Below are 16,656 nucleotides of genomic sequence, written 5' to 3'. Positions count from 1 at the left end.
CCTTTTCGAAAGCCAGTCATGCATCTGCTCCCGACCAGCGAGATCAGGCTCGAAGACGGCGAGGACGCCGTCGATCTCGGCTTGGCCGCGGGGGATGTCGTCGTGCTGTCCTTCGCCGACAGCGATCTCTCCGCGCTGGCGGCGGCGGCCAGTGACTGCGATCTCACTGTCCGCCTCGCCTCGCTGCGGCGGCTGCGGCACCCGCTCTCGGTCGATCTCCTGATCGAGAAGACGGTGGCGCAGAGCCGCTTCGTCCTGGTGCGCTGCCTCGGCGGGCTGGATTACTGGCGCTACGGCATCGAGCAGATCAGCGAGATCTGCCGGCGCGAGGGTATCGCGCTGGCGGTGCTGCCCGGCGACGACCGCGACGACGAGCGGCTGGCGGGCTACGGGACAGTGCCGCCGGCCTGCGCGCGCGCCATCCTGTCCTACTTCCACGCCGGTGGCGGGGCGGAGAACATGCGGCGCCTGCTGGCGGTGGCGGCGGGGTATCTCGGCCGCGACCGGCCGCCGTCTCACCTTGCGCCTCTGCCCCTCCCGCCGCTGTTCGCGCTGGGCGCCAACGCCGCGCCGATGTCCTGGCGCGAGGCGCTCGCCACCTTGCCCGACCGGCCCTTCGTGCCGATCCTGGTCTATCGCTCGGCCGTCAGCGCCGACGACACCGCCACGGGCGAAGCGCTGGTGGCGGCGCTCGTCGCGCGTGGACAAGCCCCGCTGATCTTGGCCCTGACCAGCCTGAAGGACCCGGCTGTCACCGCCGAACTCGCAGCGTTGATCGCGACGCGGCAGCCGGTGGCGATCGTCGCCACAACCGCCTTCTCGGCGCGCGAGGGCGACGATTTCGTGCTCGATGCCGCCGATTGCCCCGTGTTTCAGGCGATGCCGGTCGGCAGTGCGCGCGACGCCTGGGCCGCCTCGACGCGGGGCCTCTCGGCGGCCGATCTCGCCATGCAGGTGGCGCTGCCGGAATTCGACGGACGGCTGGGCACCATCCCCGTCGCCTTCAAGGCCGAGACCACCGACCCCGCGACGGGGCTGGCGACGCGCCGGCTGGTGCCCGACGCGGAGGGCATCAAAGCGCTCGCAGATCTCGCCAGCAGCTGGATCGCGCTGGCGTCGAAGCCGGCTGCGCAGCGCCGGCTGGCGCTGGTGATGTCGGATTATCCCGCGCGCGGCGGCCGGGCGGGCTTCGCGGTCGGGCTCGACACGCCGGCGAGCGTCGATGCGATCCGGAGGCTGCTGGCGGAGGCGGGGTACGACATCCCATCCCGTCATTGCGAGCGCAGCGAAGCAATCCAGGGGGACGTCGAGCGAGACGGTTCTGGATTGCTTCGCTGCGCTCGCAATGACGGCCAAACCCTCATGGCCGCCCTCACCACCGGCCCGGCCAACCTCACCCTCTCCCTCGACGCCTACTCAGCATGGCTCGCCACCATCCCCCCCGACGCCCGCGAGGCGCTGCTCGCCGCCCATGGCGCGCCCGAGGCCGATCCGGCCGTCAGCGACGGCGCCTTCTGCTTCCGCGCCGTCGCGGACGGTGCCCTCACCATCGCGCTGCAGCCGCCGCGCGATGCGACGCCCGACCGGAAAGCCCGCTATCACGACCCCGATGCGCCGCCCTCCCATGGCTATCTCGCCTTCTACCGCGCGCTGCGCGAGACGGCCGGCATCGACGCGCTGATCCATCTGGGCACCCATGGCACGACCGAATGGCTGCCGGGCAAGGCGGTGGCGCTGTCGTCCTCCTGCTGGCCGCGGCTGGTCACGCAGGGGCTGCCGGTGGTCTACCCTTACGTGGTCGACGACCCCGGCGAGGCCGCGCCGGCCAAGCGGCGGCTCTCGGCGGTGACGCTTGGCCATCTGCCGCCACCGCTGGCGGAGATCGGGGCTGGCGGCGAGACGGCGCTGCTGCGCGACCTCGTCGAGGAGTTCAGCCAGGCGCAGGTGCTCGATCCGCGTCGCGCCGACATTGTCGCGAGCGAAATCCGGGCGCGGGCCCAGGCCAGCGGGCTGGCGGAATCCTGCGGCGTCACGCCCGATCTGCCGATGAGCGAGGCGCTGACGCGGCTCGACGCGCATCTCTGCGACATCGCCGAACTGCCCTTCCGCGACGGCTTACATGTCTTCGGCCGGTCGGCGCTCGATCCGGGTTCCGCCAAAGCCGAGCGCGAGGGGCTGCTGCGCGCGCTCGACGGGCGCTTCGTGCCGCCCGGCCCCGCCGGCTCACCGCATCGCGGCCGGCCCGACGTGCTGCCGACCGGGCGCAACCTCTCGACGCTCGACCCGCGCGCGATCCCGACCCGAGCAGCCGCGCGGCTGGGCGCGCTGGCGGCGCAGGCCGTGATCGCGCGGCATCTGCAGGATGAGGGCGAGCCGCCACGCCGGATCGTGATGGATCTCTGGGCCTCGCCGACGCTGCGCTCGGGCGGCGAGGACATCGCCCATGCGCTGGCGCTGATGGGGGTCACGCCGCTCTGGGACGATGCCTCGACGCGCGTCACCGGCTTCGCGATCACGCCGCTGCCGAAGCTCGAGCATCCGCGCATCGACGTGACGGTGCGCATCTCGGGCGCCTTCCGCGACACGTTTCCGAGCCAGGTCGCGCTGCTCGACGCGGCGGCGCGCGCCGTCGCGATGCTGGACGAACCGGACGACTGGAACGAGCCCGCCGCCGCGCGCCGTCGCGGCGAGGCCGGGGCGCGCGTCTTCGGCGCCGCACCGGGCCGCTATGGCGCGGCCGTCGCCGACCGGGCGCTCGATGGCCATTGGACCAGCCGCGACGAGCTGGGCGCGGCCTATCTCGCCGCCTCCAGCCACGCCTATGGCGGCCCGGAGGGCGCGGGGCATGTCGATGACAGCTTCTCCGCCCGAATCCGGACCGCCGACGCCTTCGTGCATGTCAGCGACACCGCCGGGCGCGACATTCTCGAAGCCTCGAGCGCCGCCGACGTCATCGGCGGGCTTGCGGCCGCGGCGCAGTCGCTCGGGGCCGCGCCGGCGCTCTACAGCCTCGACTCCTCGAACCCGGAGACGCCGAAGGCGCGCACGCTGGCGGAGGACATCGCCCGCATCGTCCATGGCCGGCTGACGCATCCGCGCTGGATCGCCTCCCATCTCGCCCATGGCTGGCGCGGCGCGGCGGAACTCGCGGAAGCGGTGGACACGCTCTTCGTCTTCGCCGCCAGCACGGACGCCGTCTCCGACGGGCTGTTCGATGCCGTGTTCCAGGCCTGGTGCGCCGATGCCGCCGTCTGGTCCGCGATCGAGGCCGCCAATGCCCCGGCCGCCGAAGCGATCCGCTCGCGGCTGGCGGATGCGGCCAGGCGCGGTCTGTGGACGAGCCGGCGCAATTCGGTGGGGTCGTTTCTGGCGGGCATGCCCGCGACGCGGGAGGCGGCGGAATGAACGCCCCCTCCCCCGAAACCCTGCGGCGCGGCTGGTGCCCGAGCACGCTCAAACCCATGGAGACCGGCGATGGCTGGCTGGTGCGGCTGCATCCGCCCGGCGCCTGCCTGACGCCGGCCCAGCTGCGGCGCATCGCGGCGCTGGCCGCCCGGCACGGTAACGGGCTGATCGAGATTTCGGCGCGCGGCAACATGCAGTTGCGCGGCGTCACGGCGGACAGCCATCCGGCGCTGGTTACGACGCTGCTGGCGGAGCGGCTGGTCGACGAGCATGACGGCGACGGCCCGCAAAGGCTGACTCTGGTCTCGCCGCTGGCGTGCCTCCCCCGTCTTTGCGAGGAGCGAAACGACGAAGCAATCCAGGCGGCGTCGAGCGCGTCCGGGCTGGATTGCTTCGCTTCGCTCGCAATGACGCGTTCACGCGTCCAGCCTCCATCCTCGCCCGCCGGCTCCAGCGACCTGATCGATGCTCTCGCCCTTGCGACCGAGATCGAGGTGCGCGGGCGCGAGATCTCCGGCCTGCCTGCCAAGTTCGCCGTCATCGTCGATGGGGGCGGCGAATCATCCCTCGAGGCCTTCGCGGGGGACATCCGCATCGTCGCGACCGCGCCGGGGCGGGTGGTGATCGCGCTGGCCGACAGGCTCTGGTTCGGCCCCGTCGCTGAAGGCGAGGCCGGATCCGCCGTCGCCCGGGCTATGGCCCGCTTCGCCGCGCGACGGGCGCAGGCGCCCGACACCATCCGCCGCATGGGCGATCTCGCGGCCGCGGAGCTGGCGGCGCTCTGCGATCTTCCTGCGACAGAGCCGCTGCCACAGCGCCCCGCGCCCCGGCGGGCCGGGCTGTTTGCACTCGGCGACAGTTGCGCCGCGCTGGTCGGGCTGCCCTTCGGTCGCGCGGCGGCCGCGACGCTCGACCGTCTCGCACAAGCGGCCGCGAGGCTGGGCTGCCCGGAGATTCGCCTCTCGCCCTGGCGCGGGATCGCCTTTCGCGGGCTGTCGCAGCCCGATGCGACGACCCTGCTCGAAAGCGCGGCGGCGGACGGCCTGATCACGCGTGACGACGACCCGCGCCTGTCGGTGCAGGCCTGCGCCGGCGTGCCCGCCTGCAGCCGGGCGGAGGCTCCGGCGATGGCGGATGCGGCGCGGCTCGCCCAAGTGCTGGCACCTGACCTCGCCGGGGGCCTGACCCTGCATGTCTCGGGGTGCGTCAAATCCTGCGCGCGGCCGGGCGCCAGCGATCTGACGCTGGTCGGCGAGGGCGGGCGCTACCGCATCGTCATCGGCGGCGCCGCGCGGGACAGCGCCCTCGCCACCCTTGACCTTTCCGCCCTGCTGACGCGATTGCAGCCCGGACAGGACCTTCATGCCCGCCTGAGCGCGGCGGGCCGGCTTTCAGGACCGACCAAGTGACGACGGGTTACGACTATATCCGCGATGGCGGGGCGATCTATGAGCGCTCCTTCGCGATCATCCGGGCCGAGGCCGATCTCTCGCGCTTTGTGGGTCGCGCCGCCCATGTCGTGGTCCGGATGATCCATGCCTGCGGCATGACCGACCTGCCTGACGATGTGGAGATGTCGCCCGATTTCGCGGGTGCCGCCGAAGCCGCGCTGAAGGAGGGTGCGCCGATCCTCTGCGACGCCAAGATGGTCGCCAATGGCGTGACGCCGTCCCGCCTGCCGGCGCGCAACCCGGTGATCTGCACGCTCGACGATCCCCGCACCGCGCCGCTGGCCGCCGAGATGGGCACGACGCGCTCGGCCGCAGCGATGGAGCTGTGGCGGCCGCATCTGGCGGGCGCGCTCGTCGTCATCGGCAATGCGCCGACCTCGCTGTTCCGGCTGCTGGAGATGCTCGATGCCGGTGCGCCCAAGCCGGCTGCCGTGATCGGCATCCCCGTCGGCTTCGTCGGCGCGGCGGAATCGAAGCAGGCGCTGGCGCAGGACGGGCGCGTGCCCTTCCTGGTCGTCCATGGGCGGCGCGGCGGCTCGGCGATGGCGGCAGCGGCCGTCAACGCGCTGGCGCAAGAGAAGGAGTGAGCCGGTGAGCTTCGAGCCGGCCAAGAATCCTTTGGGAAAGATACTTTTGTTCGGCGTGGGCCTCGGCCCCGGCGACCCTGACTACATGACCGTGCGCGCCCGCGACATCATCCTGAGCGCCGACCGGCTGGTGCATTTCTGCAAGCGCGGCCGGCGTGGCCATGCCCGCATCACGGCGGACGCCGTCGTCGGGCAAGATGCCGCCCGCGAGATCGCGCTCGCCTTCCCGGTGACGATCGAGGTCCCGGTCGAGGACGAGGGCTATAGCGGCCCGATCACGCAGTTCTACGACGAATCCGCGGCGCTGCTCGCCGCCGAGATGGAGGCCGGGCGCAGCGTCGCGGTGCTCTGCGATGGCGACCCGTTCTTCTACGGCTCCTTCATGCATCTCTGGCGGCGGCTGGCGCATCGCTTCCCGACCGAGGTCGTGCCGGGCGTCACCGGCATGGCTGGCGCCTGGACGCGCGCCAACGCGCCGATCACCTGGGGCGACGACATCCTGACAGTGCTGCCGGGCACGCTGCCCGAGGCCGAGCTGGTGCGGCGCCTCGGCGATACGGACGCGGCGGTGATCATGAAGCTCGGCCGCAACCTGCCCAAGGTGCGCCGCGCGCTGGAGGCGACGGGACTGATCGAACGGGCGATCTATGTCGAGCAGGCGACGATGGCTGGACAGGCGATCATCCGCCTCAGCGAGCGCGGCGACGCAGAGGCGCCCTATTTCTCGATGGTGCTGGTTCCCGGCGAGGGGCGGCGGCTGTGAGCGGCTCCCTCACCATTGTCGGCCTCGGCCCCGGGCCGGCGCAGTGGCTGACGCCGGCGGCGCAGGCCGCGATCGAGGCCGCCTCCGACCTGATCGGCTACGGGCCCTATCTCGACCGCATCCAAGCGCGCGACGGCCAGACGAAGCACGCCTCCGACAACCGCGTCGAGATCGACCGGGCGACCCATGCGCTGCAGCTGGCGGCGGCGGGGAAGACCGTCGCGGTCGTCTCCGGCGGCGACCCCGGCGTCTTCGCCATGGCGGCGGCCGTGTTCGAGGCGCTGGAGGCGGGCGATCCGGCCTGGCTGTCCCTGCCGATCGCGATCGAGCCCGGCGTCACCGCGATGCTGGCGGCGGCGGCAAAGGCCGGCGCGCCACTGGGCGGCGATTTCTGCGCAATCTCGCTCTCGGACAATCTCAAGCCCTGGGAGGTGGTGACCGCGCGGCTCGAGGCGGTGCTCGCCGCAGACCTCGTGACCTGCCTCTACAACCCGATCTCGAAGGCGCGGCCCTGGCAGCTCCGAGCGGCGCTGGAACTGGCCGCCCGCCATCGCGAGCCGCAGACGCCGGTGATCTTCGCCCGCGCCGTCGGGCGCCCCGACGAGGCCCTGCGCATCCTGACGCTGGCGGGAGCGATCGAAGCCGCGGCGACCGCCGACATGGCGACGCTGGTGATGATCGGCGCGTCGAGCACGCGGCTGATCGCGCGGCCCGGCGAGGTCGCGCCTTATGTCTATACGCCGCGCTCGGTGACGAAGAGCCCCTGCGCCACCAGCCAGGGCAGGACCTGATCGACATGGGCGACGGTCTCGACATCCGGTTTGGGCGGGCGGGCGACCATGATCACCGGCAGGCCGAGCCGGCGCGCGGCGATGAGCTTGCCGGCCGTGGCGTCCCCGCCGGAATTCTTGCTGACGAGCAGTTCGATGCGCTTCGCGCGCATCAGCGCCTCCTCGTCCTCGGCGCGGAACGGGCCGCGCTGCTGGATGACCTCGACATGGGGCGCGGGCAGGCGGTCGCCGATCGGCTCGATGGCGCGCACGAGATAATGATGCTGCGGCGCCTGCGCGAAAACCGGCAGATCGAGCCGGCCGATCGTCAGGAAGACGCGGCGCGGCGGCTCGCCCAGCGCGGCGGCCGCGGCCTCCATGTCGGGCACGTCGCGCCAGTCGTCGCCGGCTTCCGGCTGCCAGGGCGCGCGGCGGATGGCGAGCAGCGGCACGCCTTCGGCCTTGCAGGCATGCTCGGCATTGAAGGGCATGATCGCCGCGAAGGGATGCGTCGCGTCGATGACGGCAATGATGCCCTCGTCGCGCAGATACTGCCTGAGCCCCTCGACGCCGCCGAAGCCTCCCACGCGCACGGGGAGATTCACCGGCCGGGGGTCGACGGTGTGGCCCGCCAGCGAGATGATGGCGCGGATTTCGGGCGCCTGCTCGGCCAGATGCTGGTCGAGCGCCGCCGCTTCGCCGGTTCCACCGAGGATGAGCACGGTCATGTCCCCAGTTACGCTTGAAACCGAGAGCCTGTCGAGCGGCGAGGCTGCGACCGCGCCCTGGCTGTCCCTGATCGGGCTGGGCGAGGACGGCCCCGCCGGGCTCTGCGCGCAGGCGAAGACGGCGCTGGCCGAGGCGGAGATCGTCTTCGGCGGCGAGCGCCATATCGCGCTGGTCGGCTCCGTGCCCGGGGAACTGCGGCCCTGGCCGCAGCCCTTCCGCAATGCGCTCCCTCAGATCCTGGCGGAGCGCGGCCGCAAGGTCTGCGTGCTCGCGACCAGCGACCCGTTCCATTACGGCATCGGCAACAGCCTGAGCCGCGCCATCCCGGCGCAGGAGATGCGGATCATCCCGCAATCCTCCTCCTTCTCGATGGCCTGCACACGGATGCGCTGGCCGCAGGAGGAGTGCGCGCTGGTCTCGCTGCATGGCCGCACGCTGTTTCGGATCGTGCCGCATCTCCAGCCGCAGGCGCGCATCCTCGCCCTGTCCTGGGACGAGACGACGCCGCGGGCGGTGGCGGAGCTGCTGACCGCGCGCGGGATGGGGGCGAGCCGCCTGACCGTGCTGGAGTCGCTCGGCGGCCCGCAGGAGCGCATCCGCGAGACCCGTGCCGACGCCTTCGCCTTCGACGACATCGTGCCACTCAACATGATCGCGGTGGCGGTCGATGCCGGCCGGGATGCGCGCGTGCTGCCGCTCTCGCCGGGGCTCGACGAGGAGTGGTTCGCCCATGACGGGCAGATCACCAAATCCGAGGTCCGCGCCATCACCATCTCCGCGCTCGCCCCGCGGGCGGGCGAGTTGCTCTGGGATGTCGGAGCGGGATCGGGCTCGGTCGGCATCGAATGGTGCCAGCGCCATCCGCGCAACGCGGCCATCGCCTTCGAAGCGAAGGCGGAGCGGGTCGGGCGGATCACCCGCAACAGCCTGGAACTCGGCGGGCTGTCGGTGACGGTGACGGGCGAGGCGCCGGCGGGCTTTGCCGCGCAGCCCGCGCCCGATGCCGTCTTCATCGGCGGCGGGCTGACGGTCGAGGGGCTGTTCGAGGGCGCCTGGGCGGCGCTGAAGCCCGGCGGGCGTCTCGTCGCCAATGTCGTCACGCTGGAGGGCGAGGCGAAGCTCGCGGCACTGCATGCGCTGCATGGCGGCTCGCTGCGGCGCATCGCGATCGACCGGCTCGTCCCCGTCGGCGGCAAGCATGGCTGGCGCCCGGCGATGCCGGTGACGCAGTGGCGGGTCGAGAAGCCGTGACCGGCCGTCTCGTCGTCGGGCTGGGCCTGCGCGCCGACACCACCGAAGCGGATATCCTCGCCTGCCTCGACGCGGCGCTGGCGATCGCCGGCCTGTCGGGCGAGGCGACGCCGCGTCTGGCGACGCTGGCGAGCCGGATCGGCGAACCCGGGCTCGCCGCCGCCGCCGTCAGCCGGGCGGCCGAGCTGATCGGCGTACCCGACGAGGCGCTCAAAGGCTTCGAAGCCAGCTGCGCCACGCGTTCGACGCGGATCGCCTCGCTCTACGGCGTCGGGTCGGTGGCGGAAGCTGCCGCGCTCGCAGCCGCCGGGCCGGGCGGGACGCTGGTGCAGCCGCGCATCGCCACCGCCCGCGTCACCTGCGCGCTGGCGCGGTCATCATCATGAAGCGCGCGGCATGACGATCCATTTCATCGGCGCCGGGCCCGGCGCGCCCGACCTCATCACGCTGCGCGGGCGCGACCTGATCGCCTCCTGCCCGGTCTGCCTCTTTGCGGGCTCGCTGATCCCCAAGGCGATGCTCGACTGGTGCCCGCCGGGCGCGCGCATCGTCGACACGGCGCCGCTCGATCTCGACGCGATCATCGCCGAGATGGCCGCCGCCCATGAGGCCGGGCAGGACGTGGCCCGGCTACATTCCGGCGACCTTTCGATCTGGAGTGCGACCGGCGAGCAGATGCGCCGGCTGGATGCGCTCGCCATCCCCTACAGCGTGACGCCAGGCGTGCCGGCCTTCGCGGCCGCCGCCGCGACGCTCAAGCGCGAGCTGACCCTGCCGGGGCTGGCGCAGTCACTGGTGCTGACGCGCACCTCGGGCCGGGCTTCCGCCATGCCGGAGCGGGAGCGGCTCGCCACCTTCGCGGCTTCGGGTGCGACGCTGGCGATCCATCTCTCGATCCATGTCGTCGAGCAGGTCGTCGCGGAGCTGTCGCCCTTCTACGGGGAGGCGTGCCCGGTCGCGATCGTGTTCCGGGCCTCCTGGCCGGACGAGCGCGTGCTGCGCGGAACACTGTCCACGATCGCGGCGCAGGTGCGCGAGTCCGGGCTGGAGCGGACCGCACTGATCCTGGTCGGCCCGGCGCTGGCGGCGGAGGATTTCGGCGAGAGCGCGCTGTACTCGACGGGCTATGACCGCCGCTTCCGGCCGGGGGGCGGGGTATGAGAATGACCGCCCACCCCCATCATTGCGAGCGCAGCGAAGCAATCCAGACCGGCTCGCTCGGCACCTTCCTGGATTGCTTCGTCGCTTACGCTCCTCGCAATGACGGAGGAGCCCGTCCATGACCGCGCCCGGCCTGATCATCGCCGCGCCGCGCTCCGGCTCGGGCAAGACCACGATCACGCTCGGCCTGCAGCGGGCGCTGACGCGGCGCGGGCTGGTGGTGCGCGGGCTGAAATGCGGGCCCGATTACATCGACCCGGCCTTCCACGCCGCCGCGACCGGCGCACCCAGCGCCAATCTCGATTCCTTCGCCATGCCCGACGCGCTGCTGCGCGCGATCGCCGGCGATGCGGCCGAGGGTGCCGACCTCGTCATCGCGGAAGGGTCGATGGGGCTGTTCGACGCCGTGCCGGGGCCGCAGGGGCACACCGGCGCGAGCGCCGACATCGCCGCGCTGCTGGGCTGGCCCGTCGTGCTGGTGATCGACGTTTCCGGCCAGGCGCAGTCTGCGGCGGCGATTGCGCTCGGCTGCATGCATTACGACCCGCGCATCACCATCGCGGGCGTGATCCTCAACAAGGTCGCCAGCGAGCGGCACCGCCGGCTGGTGGCGCAGGGGATGGAAAAGATCGGCCTACCGGTGCTCGGCGCGCTGCCGCGCGAGGCCAGCCTGATCCTGCCCGAGCGCCATCTCGGGCTGGTCCAGGCCGGCGAGACCGCCGATCTCGAGGCGCGGCTCGAGGCGCTCGCCGATGCGGTGACGGCTGCGGTCGATCTCGACGCCGTCAGGGCGGCCGCCCTGACGACTCATTTGCCGGCTATGGGGGTGGCGATCCCGCGCCTGCCGGCGCCCGGCCGGCGCATCGCGATCGCGCGTGATGCCGCCTTCAGCTTCGTCTATCCGCATGTCGAGGCCGGCTGGCGGGCGGCGGGCGCCGTGCTGGTGCCGTTCTCGCCGCTGGCGGACGAGCCGCCGCCCGAGGATTGCGATGCCTGCTGGCTGCCGGGCGGCTATCCCGAGCTTCATGCGGGCGCGATCGCCGGCGCCGACCGCTTTCTCGCAGGCCTGCGCGCCTTCGCGCAGACCCGACCTGTGCATGGCGAGTGCGGCGGCTACATGGTGCTGGGGCGCACCCTGATCGATGCGGACGGGGTCTGCCACGCCATGGCCGGGCTGCTCTCGGTCGAGACCTCCTTCGCGAAGCGGAAGATGAATCTCGGCTACCGCCGCGCCGTGCTCGAGGCCGACGCGCCGCTCGGCGCGGCCGGCGCGGGGCTTACCGGCCATGAGTTCCACTACGCGACGATCGTCACCCAGGGCGAGGACCCGCCGCTGGCGCTGGTGACTGACCCGCATGGCTCGGCACCCGCCCCCGCCGGCAGCCGGCGCGGCCACGTCACGGGCTCGTTCTTCCATGCTATCGCGGTGGCGGGGTGAGCGTGGACCAGCCCAGCCACCCTCCCCGCTTCGACGAGGCGTTCGCCGCCCAGTTCGCCGAGCTCCTGGCCTGGCGGCGCGATGTCCGGCGCTTCCGGCGCGACGCCTTGCCGGAGGGCCTGGTCGAACGGCTGCTGGCGCAGGCGGAGCTGTCGCCCTCGGTCGGCCATTCGCAGCCCTGGCGTTTTCTGCGCGTGCGCGACGAGGTCCAGCGCGCGGCCGCGCTGGCGAGTTTCGCGCGCTGCAACGCCGATGCGCTCGCGGATTTCGAGGGCGAGCGGGCGCGGCTCTATGCCAGCCTGAAGCTCGAAGGCATGCGCGAGGCGCCCGAGCAGATCGCGGTGTTCTGCGACCATGGCACGGCGCAGGGCCATGGCCTCGGCCGCAAGACGATGCCGGAGATGCTTGACTATTCGGTGGTCGCTGCGATCACGCAGTTCTGGCTGGCGGCACGGGTGGCGGGCGTCGGCGTCGGCTGGGTCTCGATCCTCGAGCCGGAGATCGTGCGGAAGGCGCTGGGCGTGCCGCCCGAGTGGAATCTGATCGCCTGGCTCTGCGTCGGCTGGCCGGAGGCCGAGAGCGAGGTGCCCGAGTTGGTCAAGGCGGGGTGGGAGCCCGGACGGCCGCCCGCGCGCGCCGGAACGAGGTGACGATGCGCAGATTGCTGATCATCGGGATCGGCGCCGGCGACCCGGACCAGATGACGGTCCAGGCGATCGCGGCGCTCAACCGGGCGGATGTGATCTTCCTGCCCGACAAGGGGCAGGAGAAGGCGGCCCTGCGCCATCTGCGCGAGGCGATCTGCGCGCGCTTCATCGAGAAGCCCTGGCGCAGCGTGACGATGGAAACGCCGCGCCGCGCCGAGGCCGGCGACGATTATCGCGGCGTCGTCGACGACTGGCACGCCCGCATCGCCGCGGCCTACGAGGCCCTGTTCCGGCAGGAGCTGGCGGAGGGGCAGACCGGCGCCCTCCTGGTCTGGGGCGATCCCGCGCTCTATGACAGCACGCTGCGCATCGTCGAGCGCGTCCGCGACGGTGGCCTGCCGCTGGACTGGCAGGTCATCCCCGGAATCAGCAGCGTCCAGGCGCTCGCCGCCCGCCACCGGATCCCGCTCAACCGCATCGGCGAGCCCGTGCTGATCACCACCGGCCGCAAGCTGGCGGAGGGCCTGCCGCTGGCGCCGGACGGCGTCGTCGTCATGCTCGACGGCGAACAGGCCTTCGCCAAAATCCCGCCCGAGGGGCTGGAGATCTTCTGGGGCGCCTATCTCGGCACGCCCGACGAGATCCTGATCGCCGGCCCGCTCGCCGAGGTCGCCGACGACATCGCGCGGGTTCGCGCCGCAGCGCGCGAGCGCCATGGCTGGATCATGGACATCTACCTGCTGCGGCGGCGCTAGGCGGCCATGCACGGGCGCATGCTTGCCCCGCGCCGCGCGGCCATGCCAGATGCCGGCATCGACTGCGGGACGAGCCATGCCTTCGACCAGACGCGACAAGGCCGCCGAACAGGGCGCCGAGCGGGATGTCCTCGATCTCGGCGGCTATGTCCCCTATTTCCTGACGGCGATCTCCAACACCTGGTCGCGCAGCTCGTCGCGGCTTTATCTGGAGCGCTTCGGCATTGGCGTCACCGAATGGCGGGTGATGTCGCAGCTCGCGATCGAGCCCGGCATCCCGGCGCAGCGCATCTGCGAGGTCATCGCGCTCGACAAGGGCGCCGTCAGCCGCAGCGCCGCGGCCTTGGTGGCGGCCGGCCATGTCGCGGAACGGCCCGACACGCGCGACGCCCGCCGCCAGCTCCTCGAACTCACGGCCAGCGGCTATGGCCTGCATGACCAGCTGATTGCGCTCGCGACCGCGCGCGAGCAGCTGATGCTCGAGGGCTTCAGCCCGCAGGAGCGCGCGCAGCTGCTCGATTTCCTGCGCCGGATGCAGGCGCGGCTGCCGGCCCTGCGCGAGTTCGCCCCGCCATCCGGCGAGGGCGGCTAGCTCACCAGCGACGATAGCCGTAGCCGAAGCCATAGCCGCCATAGAAGCCGCCGAAATCCTGGTAGACATAGGTGCGCCGCACCGCCGCCCGCTCGACGTCGATCGTCTGCATGCATTGCGCGAAGGCGTCCGTACCCTGCCGGAAGCCATAGCCACGACACTGCTCCATATCGAGCGCGCGGCGCTCCTCCAGCGTCATGCAGCCGCTGGCGGTCAGCGCCAGGGCGAGGGCGGCGAGCGGCGCGATCTTCATGTCCGGCGTCCTTCGGTCGGCACGATCCAGGCCAAAATGGCCTCCGCCAGAAAAGGCCGCAAATGAGTCGAGATTGCGAAAGCGCTCAGGCGTAGCGGCGCGAGGCCGCACCATGGGCGCGCCGGAGCGCCGCGAGGTCGAGGCCGGGGATCGCCCCGTCGACCACGCGCCAGCGACCGGCGACCATGACGCGGTCGGCCCGGTGCGCGCCGCACAGCACCAGCGCGGCGACCGGGTCATGCGCGCCGGAGAAACGCAGCTCGTCCAGCCGGTAGAGCGCGAGATCGGCCTGGAAGCCCGGCGCGATCGTGCCGATGTCGGAGCGGCCGAGGCAGCGCGCGGAGCCTTGCGTCGCCCAGCGGATGACGTCGCGCGCAGTCACCGCGGCGGCGCTTTCATAACGCAGCCGATTGATCAGCAGCGCGTGGCGCAGCTCCTCCATCAGGTTCGAGCCGTCATTGGAGGCCGAACCGTCGACGCCGAGCCCGAGCGGCGCGCCGGCCGCCTCCAGCTCGCGCGTGCGGCAGAAGCCGGAGGCGAGCACGCCGTTCGAGGTCGGGCAATGGCAGACGCCGACTCCGGCCCGGCCCAGCCGGTCGCATTCCTCGCAGGAGAAATGCACGCCATGGGCGAGCCAGGTCTTCGGCCGCATCCAGCCGGTCTCCTCGAGCAGGTCGAGCGGGCGCTTGCCGTAGACCTGGAGGCAATAGGCGTCCTCGTCCTTCGTCTCGGCGAGATGGGTGTGAAGCGGCGCGTCGAAGCGCGCCGCCAATTCCGCCGATTTCGCCATCAGGGACGGCGTCACCGAAAACGGCGAGCAGGGCGCCAGCGCGATCTGGATCATGCTGCCGGGCGCGGGATCGTGGAAGAGCCGCAGCACGCGCTCGCTGTCGGCGAGGATGGTGTCCTCGTCCTGCACCACCGTGTCGGGCGGCAGCCCGCCATCCTTCTGCGACAGGTTCATCGAGCCACGCGAGATCGTGGCGCGGATGCCGAGCGCGCGCGCCTCCTCCACGGCGATGTCGACGGCATCCTCCAGCCCGGGCGGGTAGAGGTAATGATGGTCGGCCGCCGTGGTGCAGCCCGAGAGCAGCAGCTCGGCCAGCGCCGCCCGCACGGCCAACCGCAGATCCTCGGGCGTCAGCCGCGCCCAGAGCGGATAGAGCGCGGTGAGCCAGGGAAACAATTCGCGGTCGATCGCGGCCGGATGGGCGCGCGTCAGCGTCTGGTAGAAATGGTGATGCGTGTTGATCAGGCCGGGCAGGACGACATGCTCCGACGCATCGAACACGGCATCGACCGGCGCGGCCGGCTCTCCGCCCGCCGCGACCAACTCGGCGATGACGCCCCCCTCGACCACGACACCGCCCGAGGCGTTCTCGGCGACGATGCCGAGCGGGTTCCTGATCCAGAGGCGCATGAGAGGTCCGGCGGGTTGGCAAGGTTGTGGCCGAGACTGCCGCCGCGACCGGGCGAGGTAAAGCGCCGCCCTTCAATCCCAGGGCACATCCACCTTGCAGCGATAGCCGATGAAGCATTGGGGGGTGTCGCGGCTCGGCACGAAGGCGGGCTCGAGGAAGTCGCCATGCTGGCAGAAGCTGCGGTCGCGCACGAAGCGGTCAAAGGTGAAGCCGCCGGTGCCGAGCACGATCGCGCCGTTTGCCGCGACGCTCTGGCGGTTGGCGGCGCAACTGCGGTCGGGGGTGGAGGGACGCGATTGCGCCAGCGCGGGCGCGGCTGCGAGCAGGAGCAGCAGGGACAGGGTCAGGTGCTTCATCGGGGGGCCTCCGGCCGGGCTGCGGCGTCGTTCGCCACTGTAACACGGCCGGCGGGGGCGCGTTCCAGGCCATGCGCCTTGACGGCGCGGCGCTCATCCGCCATCGCTCCCGCGTTTTCCCCAGACGCACGCCGGAGCCACGCCATGTCGCTGACCGATCTCGCCGCCACCATCGACGCCGCCTGGGAGGCCCGGGCCGAGATCGGCCTCAACACCAAGGGCGCGGTGCGCGAGGCGGTCGAGCAGGCGATCGAGATGCTGGACGCCGGCACCGCCCGCGTCGCCGAGAAGCAGGGCGCAGACTGGGTCGTCCACCAGTGGCTCAAGAAGGCGGTGCTGCTCTCCTTCCGCCTGACCGACAACATGATCATCGCCAACGGCCCCGGCGACGCCGTGTTCTGGGACAAGGTGCCCTCCAAGTTCGCCGGCTGGGGCGAGAACCGCTTCCGCGCCGCCGGCTTCCGCGTCGTGCCGCCGGCCGCCGCGCGCAAGGGCTCGTTCCTCGCGCCCAACGTCGTGCTGATGCCGTCCTTCGTCAACATCGGCGCCTATGTCGACAGCGGCACCATGGTCGACACCTGGGCCACCGTCGGTTCCTGCGCCCAGATCGGCAAGAACGTGCATCTCTCGGGCGGCGTCGGCATCGGCGGCGTGCTCGAGCCGCTGCAGGCCAACCCGACGATCATCGAGGACAACTGCTTCATCGGCGCCCGCTCCGAGGTCGTCGAGGGCGTCATCGTCGGCGAGGGCTCGGTGCTCTCGATGGGCGTCTTCATCTCGGCCTCGACCAAGATCGTCGACCGCGCTACGGGCCAGATCCACATCGGCAAGGTGCCGCCCTATTCGGTGGTGGTGCCGGGTTCGCTGCCGGGCAAGCCCTTCCCGGATGGCACGCCGGGCCCCTCGCTCTCCTGCGCCGTCATCGTCAAGACGGTCGACGCCCAGACGCGCTCGAAGACCGGCATCAACGAGCTGCTGCGGGATTGATCAACGGCCTCCGCGGCATTGCGAGGAGGCAAAGCCGACGAAGCAATCCAGAGCGGCCGCGCGCTTCAGTCTGGATTGCTTCGCTACGCT

17 protein-coding genes are annotated in these 16,656 nt (G+C 71.9%); 13 read left to right on the top strand and 4 right to left on the bottom strand.

Annotated features, from left to right (window positions below):
- Positions 1-18 precede the first annotated feature (18 nt).
- The 5 genes from cobN to cobJ are packed head-to-tail and all read left to right on the top strand — an operon-like array spanning position 19 to position 6,997.
- Positions 19-3,405, top strand: a complete 3,387-nt coding sequence (cobN, locus tag BSY19_RS07900) for a cobaltochelatase subunit CobN (protein ID WP_069053677.1) — start codon at positions 19-21, stop codon at positions 3,403-3,405.
- Positions 3,402-4,814 carry a hypothetical protein gene (locus tag BSY19_RS07895; RefSeq protein ID WP_069053676.1) on the top strand — a complete coding sequence of 471 codons (1,413 nt, stop codon included), beginning with the start codon at positions 3,402-3,404 and terminating at the stop codon, positions 4,812-4,814. The genes cobN and BSY19_RS07895 overlap by 4 nt, the downstream gene beginning before the upstream one ends.
- Positions 4,811-5,443: a precorrin-8X methylmutase gene (locus tag BSY19_RS07890; RefSeq protein ID WP_069053675.1), complete on the top strand. Its 633-nt coding sequence runs from the start codon at positions 4,811-4,813 to the stop codon at positions 5,441-5,443. The genes BSY19_RS07895 and BSY19_RS07890 overlap by 4 nt, the downstream gene beginning before the upstream one ends.
- 4 nt (positions 5,444-5,447) lie before the next feature.
- Positions 5,448-6,206 carry a precorrin-2 C(20)-methyltransferase gene (locus BSY19_RS07885; protein ID WP_069053674.1) on the top strand — a complete coding sequence of 253 codons (759 nt, stop codon included), beginning with the start codon at positions 5,448-5,450 and terminating at the stop codon, positions 6,204-6,206.
- The gene (gene cobJ / locus BSY19_RS07880; protein ID WP_069053673.1) at positions 6,203-6,997 is read left to right on the top strand and encodes a precorrin-3B C(17)-methyltransferase; all 795 of its coding nucleotides are present in this window, start codon (positions 6,203-6,205) and stop codon (positions 6,995-6,997) included. The genes BSY19_RS07885 and cobJ overlap by 4 nt, the downstream gene beginning before the upstream one ends.
- Here the strand turns inward: cobJ and BSY19_RS07875 are convergent.
- Entirely contained in the window at positions 6,940-7,704 is a 765-nt protein-coding gene (locus BSY19_RS07875) for a cobalt-precorrin-6A reductase (protein ID WP_069053672.1), read from the bottom strand. The two genes, cobJ and BSY19_RS07875, sit on opposite strands and share 58 nt — an antisense overlap.
- On the opposite strand from BSY19_RS07875, the gene BSY19_RS07870 reads away from it, so the two are divergent.
- The 7 genes from BSY19_RS07870 to BSY19_RS07840 all read left to right on the top strand — a co-directional run bounded on the left by BSY19_RS07870 (position 7,703) and on the right by BSY19_RS07840 (position 13,549).
- Positions 7,703-8,956 (top strand): bifunctional cobalt-precorrin-7 (C(5))-methyltransferase/cobalt-precorrin-6B (C(15))-methyltransferase, encoded by a 1,254-nt coding sequence (locus BSY19_RS07870; RefSeq protein WP_069053671.1) that lies wholly within the window; start codon positions 7,703-7,705, stop codon positions 8,954-8,956. The two genes, BSY19_RS07875 and BSY19_RS07870, sit on opposite strands and share 2 nt — an antisense overlap.
- A complete protein-coding gene (locus tag BSY19_RS07865) occupies positions 8,953-9,342 on the top strand; it encodes a cobalamin biosynthesis protein (protein ID WP_236840490.1) in 390 nt (129 codons plus the stop codon). Before BSY19_RS07870 ends, BSY19_RS07865 begins: the two co-directional genes overlap by 4 nt.
- Positions 9,343-9,352: 10 nt before the next feature.
- The gene (cobM, locus tag BSY19_RS07860) at positions 9,353-10,117 is read left to right on the top strand and encodes a precorrin-4 C(11)-methyltransferase (RefSeq protein ID WP_069053669.1); all 765 of its coding nucleotides are present in this window, start codon (positions 9,353-9,355) and stop codon (positions 10,115-10,117) included.
- Positions 10,118-10,235: 118 nt separating this feature from the next.
- Positions 10,236-11,555, top strand: coding sequence for a cobyrinate a,c-diamide synthase (locus BSY19_RS07855; RefSeq protein WP_069053668.1), 1,320 nt, complete (start codon positions 10,236-10,238; stop codon positions 11,553-11,555).
- Complete coding sequence (gene bluB / locus BSY19_RS07850) at positions 11,552-12,205, top strand: 5,6-dimethylbenzimidazole synthase (RefSeq protein WP_069053667.1); 654 nt, start codon at positions 11,552-11,554, stop codon at positions 12,203-12,205. Before BSY19_RS07855 ends, bluB begins: the two co-directional genes overlap by 4 nt.
- Positions 12,206-12,207: 2 nt before the next feature.
- Positions 12,208-12,957 (top strand): precorrin-6A synthase (deacetylating), encoded by a 750-nt coding sequence (gene cobF / locus BSY19_RS07845; protein ID WP_069056936.1) that lies wholly within the window; start codon positions 12,208-12,210, stop codon positions 12,955-12,957.
- Positions 12,958-13,033: 76 nt separating this feature from the next.
- The gene (locus BSY19_RS07840) at positions 13,034-13,549 is read left to right on the top strand and encodes a MarR family winged helix-turn-helix transcriptional regulator (RefSeq protein WP_069053666.1); all 516 of its coding nucleotides are present in this window, start codon (positions 13,034-13,036) and stop codon (positions 13,547-13,549) included.
- 1 nt (position 13,550) lies between these two features.
- On the opposite strand, the gene BSY19_RS07835 is transcribed toward BSY19_RS07840, so the two are convergent.
- The 3 genes from BSY19_RS07835 to BSY19_RS07825 all read right to left on the bottom strand — a co-directional run bounded on the left by BSY19_RS07835 (position 13,551) and on the right by BSY19_RS07825 (position 15,579).
- The gene (locus BSY19_RS07835) at positions 13,551-13,802 is read right to left on the bottom strand and encodes a hypothetical protein (RefSeq protein WP_069053665.1); all 252 of its coding nucleotides are present in this window, start codon (positions 13,800-13,802) and stop codon (positions 13,551-13,553) included.
- Between the two features lie 85 nt (positions 13,803-13,887).
- Positions 13,888-15,222, bottom strand: a complete 1,335-nt coding sequence (locus BSY19_RS07830) for an 8-oxoguanine deaminase (RefSeq protein WP_069053664.1) — start codon at positions 15,220-15,222, stop codon at positions 13,888-13,890.
- A 72-nt stretch (positions 15,223-15,294) separates the two neighbouring features.
- Positions 15,295-15,579, bottom strand: coding sequence for a hypothetical protein (locus BSY19_RS07825; protein ID WP_069053663.1), 285 nt, complete (start codon positions 15,577-15,579; stop codon positions 15,295-15,297).
- Positions 15,580-15,723: 144 nt separating this feature from the next.
- Between BSY19_RS07825 and dapD the strand changes: the two genes are divergently transcribed.
- Positions 15,724-16,566, top strand: coding sequence for a 2,3,4,5-tetrahydropyridine-2,6-dicarboxylate N-succinyltransferase (dapD, locus tag BSY19_RS07820; RefSeq protein WP_069053662.1), 843 nt, complete (start codon positions 15,724-15,726; stop codon positions 16,564-16,566).
- The last annotated feature ends 90 nt before the right edge of the window (positions 16,567-16,656 follow it).

Source organism: Bosea sp. RAC05 (assembly GCF_001713455.1).
GTDB lineage: Bacteria > Pseudomonadota > Alphaproteobacteria > Rhizobiales > Beijerinckiaceae > Allobosea.
Note: the sequence above shows the minus strand (reverse complement) of the source record. Positions and strands in the feature narration are given on the sequence as shown.

Excerpts from the sequence above, each read along its gene's own strand:
- cobN (WP_069053677.1), top strand. The coding sequence starts at position 19 with ATGCATCTGCTCCCGACCAGCGAGATCAGGCTCGAAGACGGCGAGGAC.
- BSY19_RS07895 (WP_069053676.1), top strand. The coding sequence starts at position 3,402 with ATGAACGCCCCCTCCCCCGAAACCCTGCGGCGCGGCTGGTGCCCGAGC.
- BSY19_RS07870 (WP_069053671.1), top strand. The coding sequence starts at position 7,703 with ATGTCCCCAGTTACGCTTGAAACCGAGAGCCTGTCGAGCGGCGAGGCT.
- BSY19_RS07875 (WP_069053672.1), bottom strand. The coding sequence starts at position 7,704 with ATGACCGTGCTCATCCTCGGTGGAACCGGCGAAGCGGCGGCGCTCGAC.
- cobM (WP_069053669.1), top strand. The coding sequence starts at position 9,353 with ATGACGATCCATTTCATCGGCGCCGGGCCCGGCGCGCCCGACCTCATC.
- BSY19_RS07855 (WP_069053668.1), top strand. The coding sequence starts at position 10,236 with ATGACCGCGCCCGGCCTGATCATCGCCGCGCCGCGCTCCGGCTCGGGC.
- cobF (WP_069056936.1), top strand. The coding sequence starts at position 12,208 with ATGCGCAGATTGCTGATCATCGGGATCGGCGCCGGCGACCCGGACCAG.
- BSY19_RS07840 (WP_069053666.1), top strand. The coding sequence starts at position 13,034 with ATGCCTTCGACCAGACGCGACAAGGCCGCCGAACAGGGCGCCGAGCGG.
- BSY19_RS07835 (WP_069053665.1), bottom strand. The coding sequence starts at position 13,802 with ATGAAGATCGCGCCGCTCGCCGCCCTCGCCCTGGCGCTGACCGCCAGC.
- BSY19_RS07830 (WP_069053664.1), bottom strand. The coding sequence starts at position 15,222 with ATGCGCCTCTGGATCAGGAACCCGCTCGGCATCGTCGCCGAGAACGCC.
- BSY19_RS07825 (WP_069053663.1), bottom strand. The coding sequence starts at position 15,579 with ATGAAGCACCTGACCCTGTCCCTGCTGCTCCTGCTCGCAGCCGCGCCC.
- dapD (WP_069053662.1), top strand. The coding sequence starts at position 15,724 with ATGTCGCTGACCGATCTCGCCGCCACCATCGACGCCGCCTGGGAGGCC.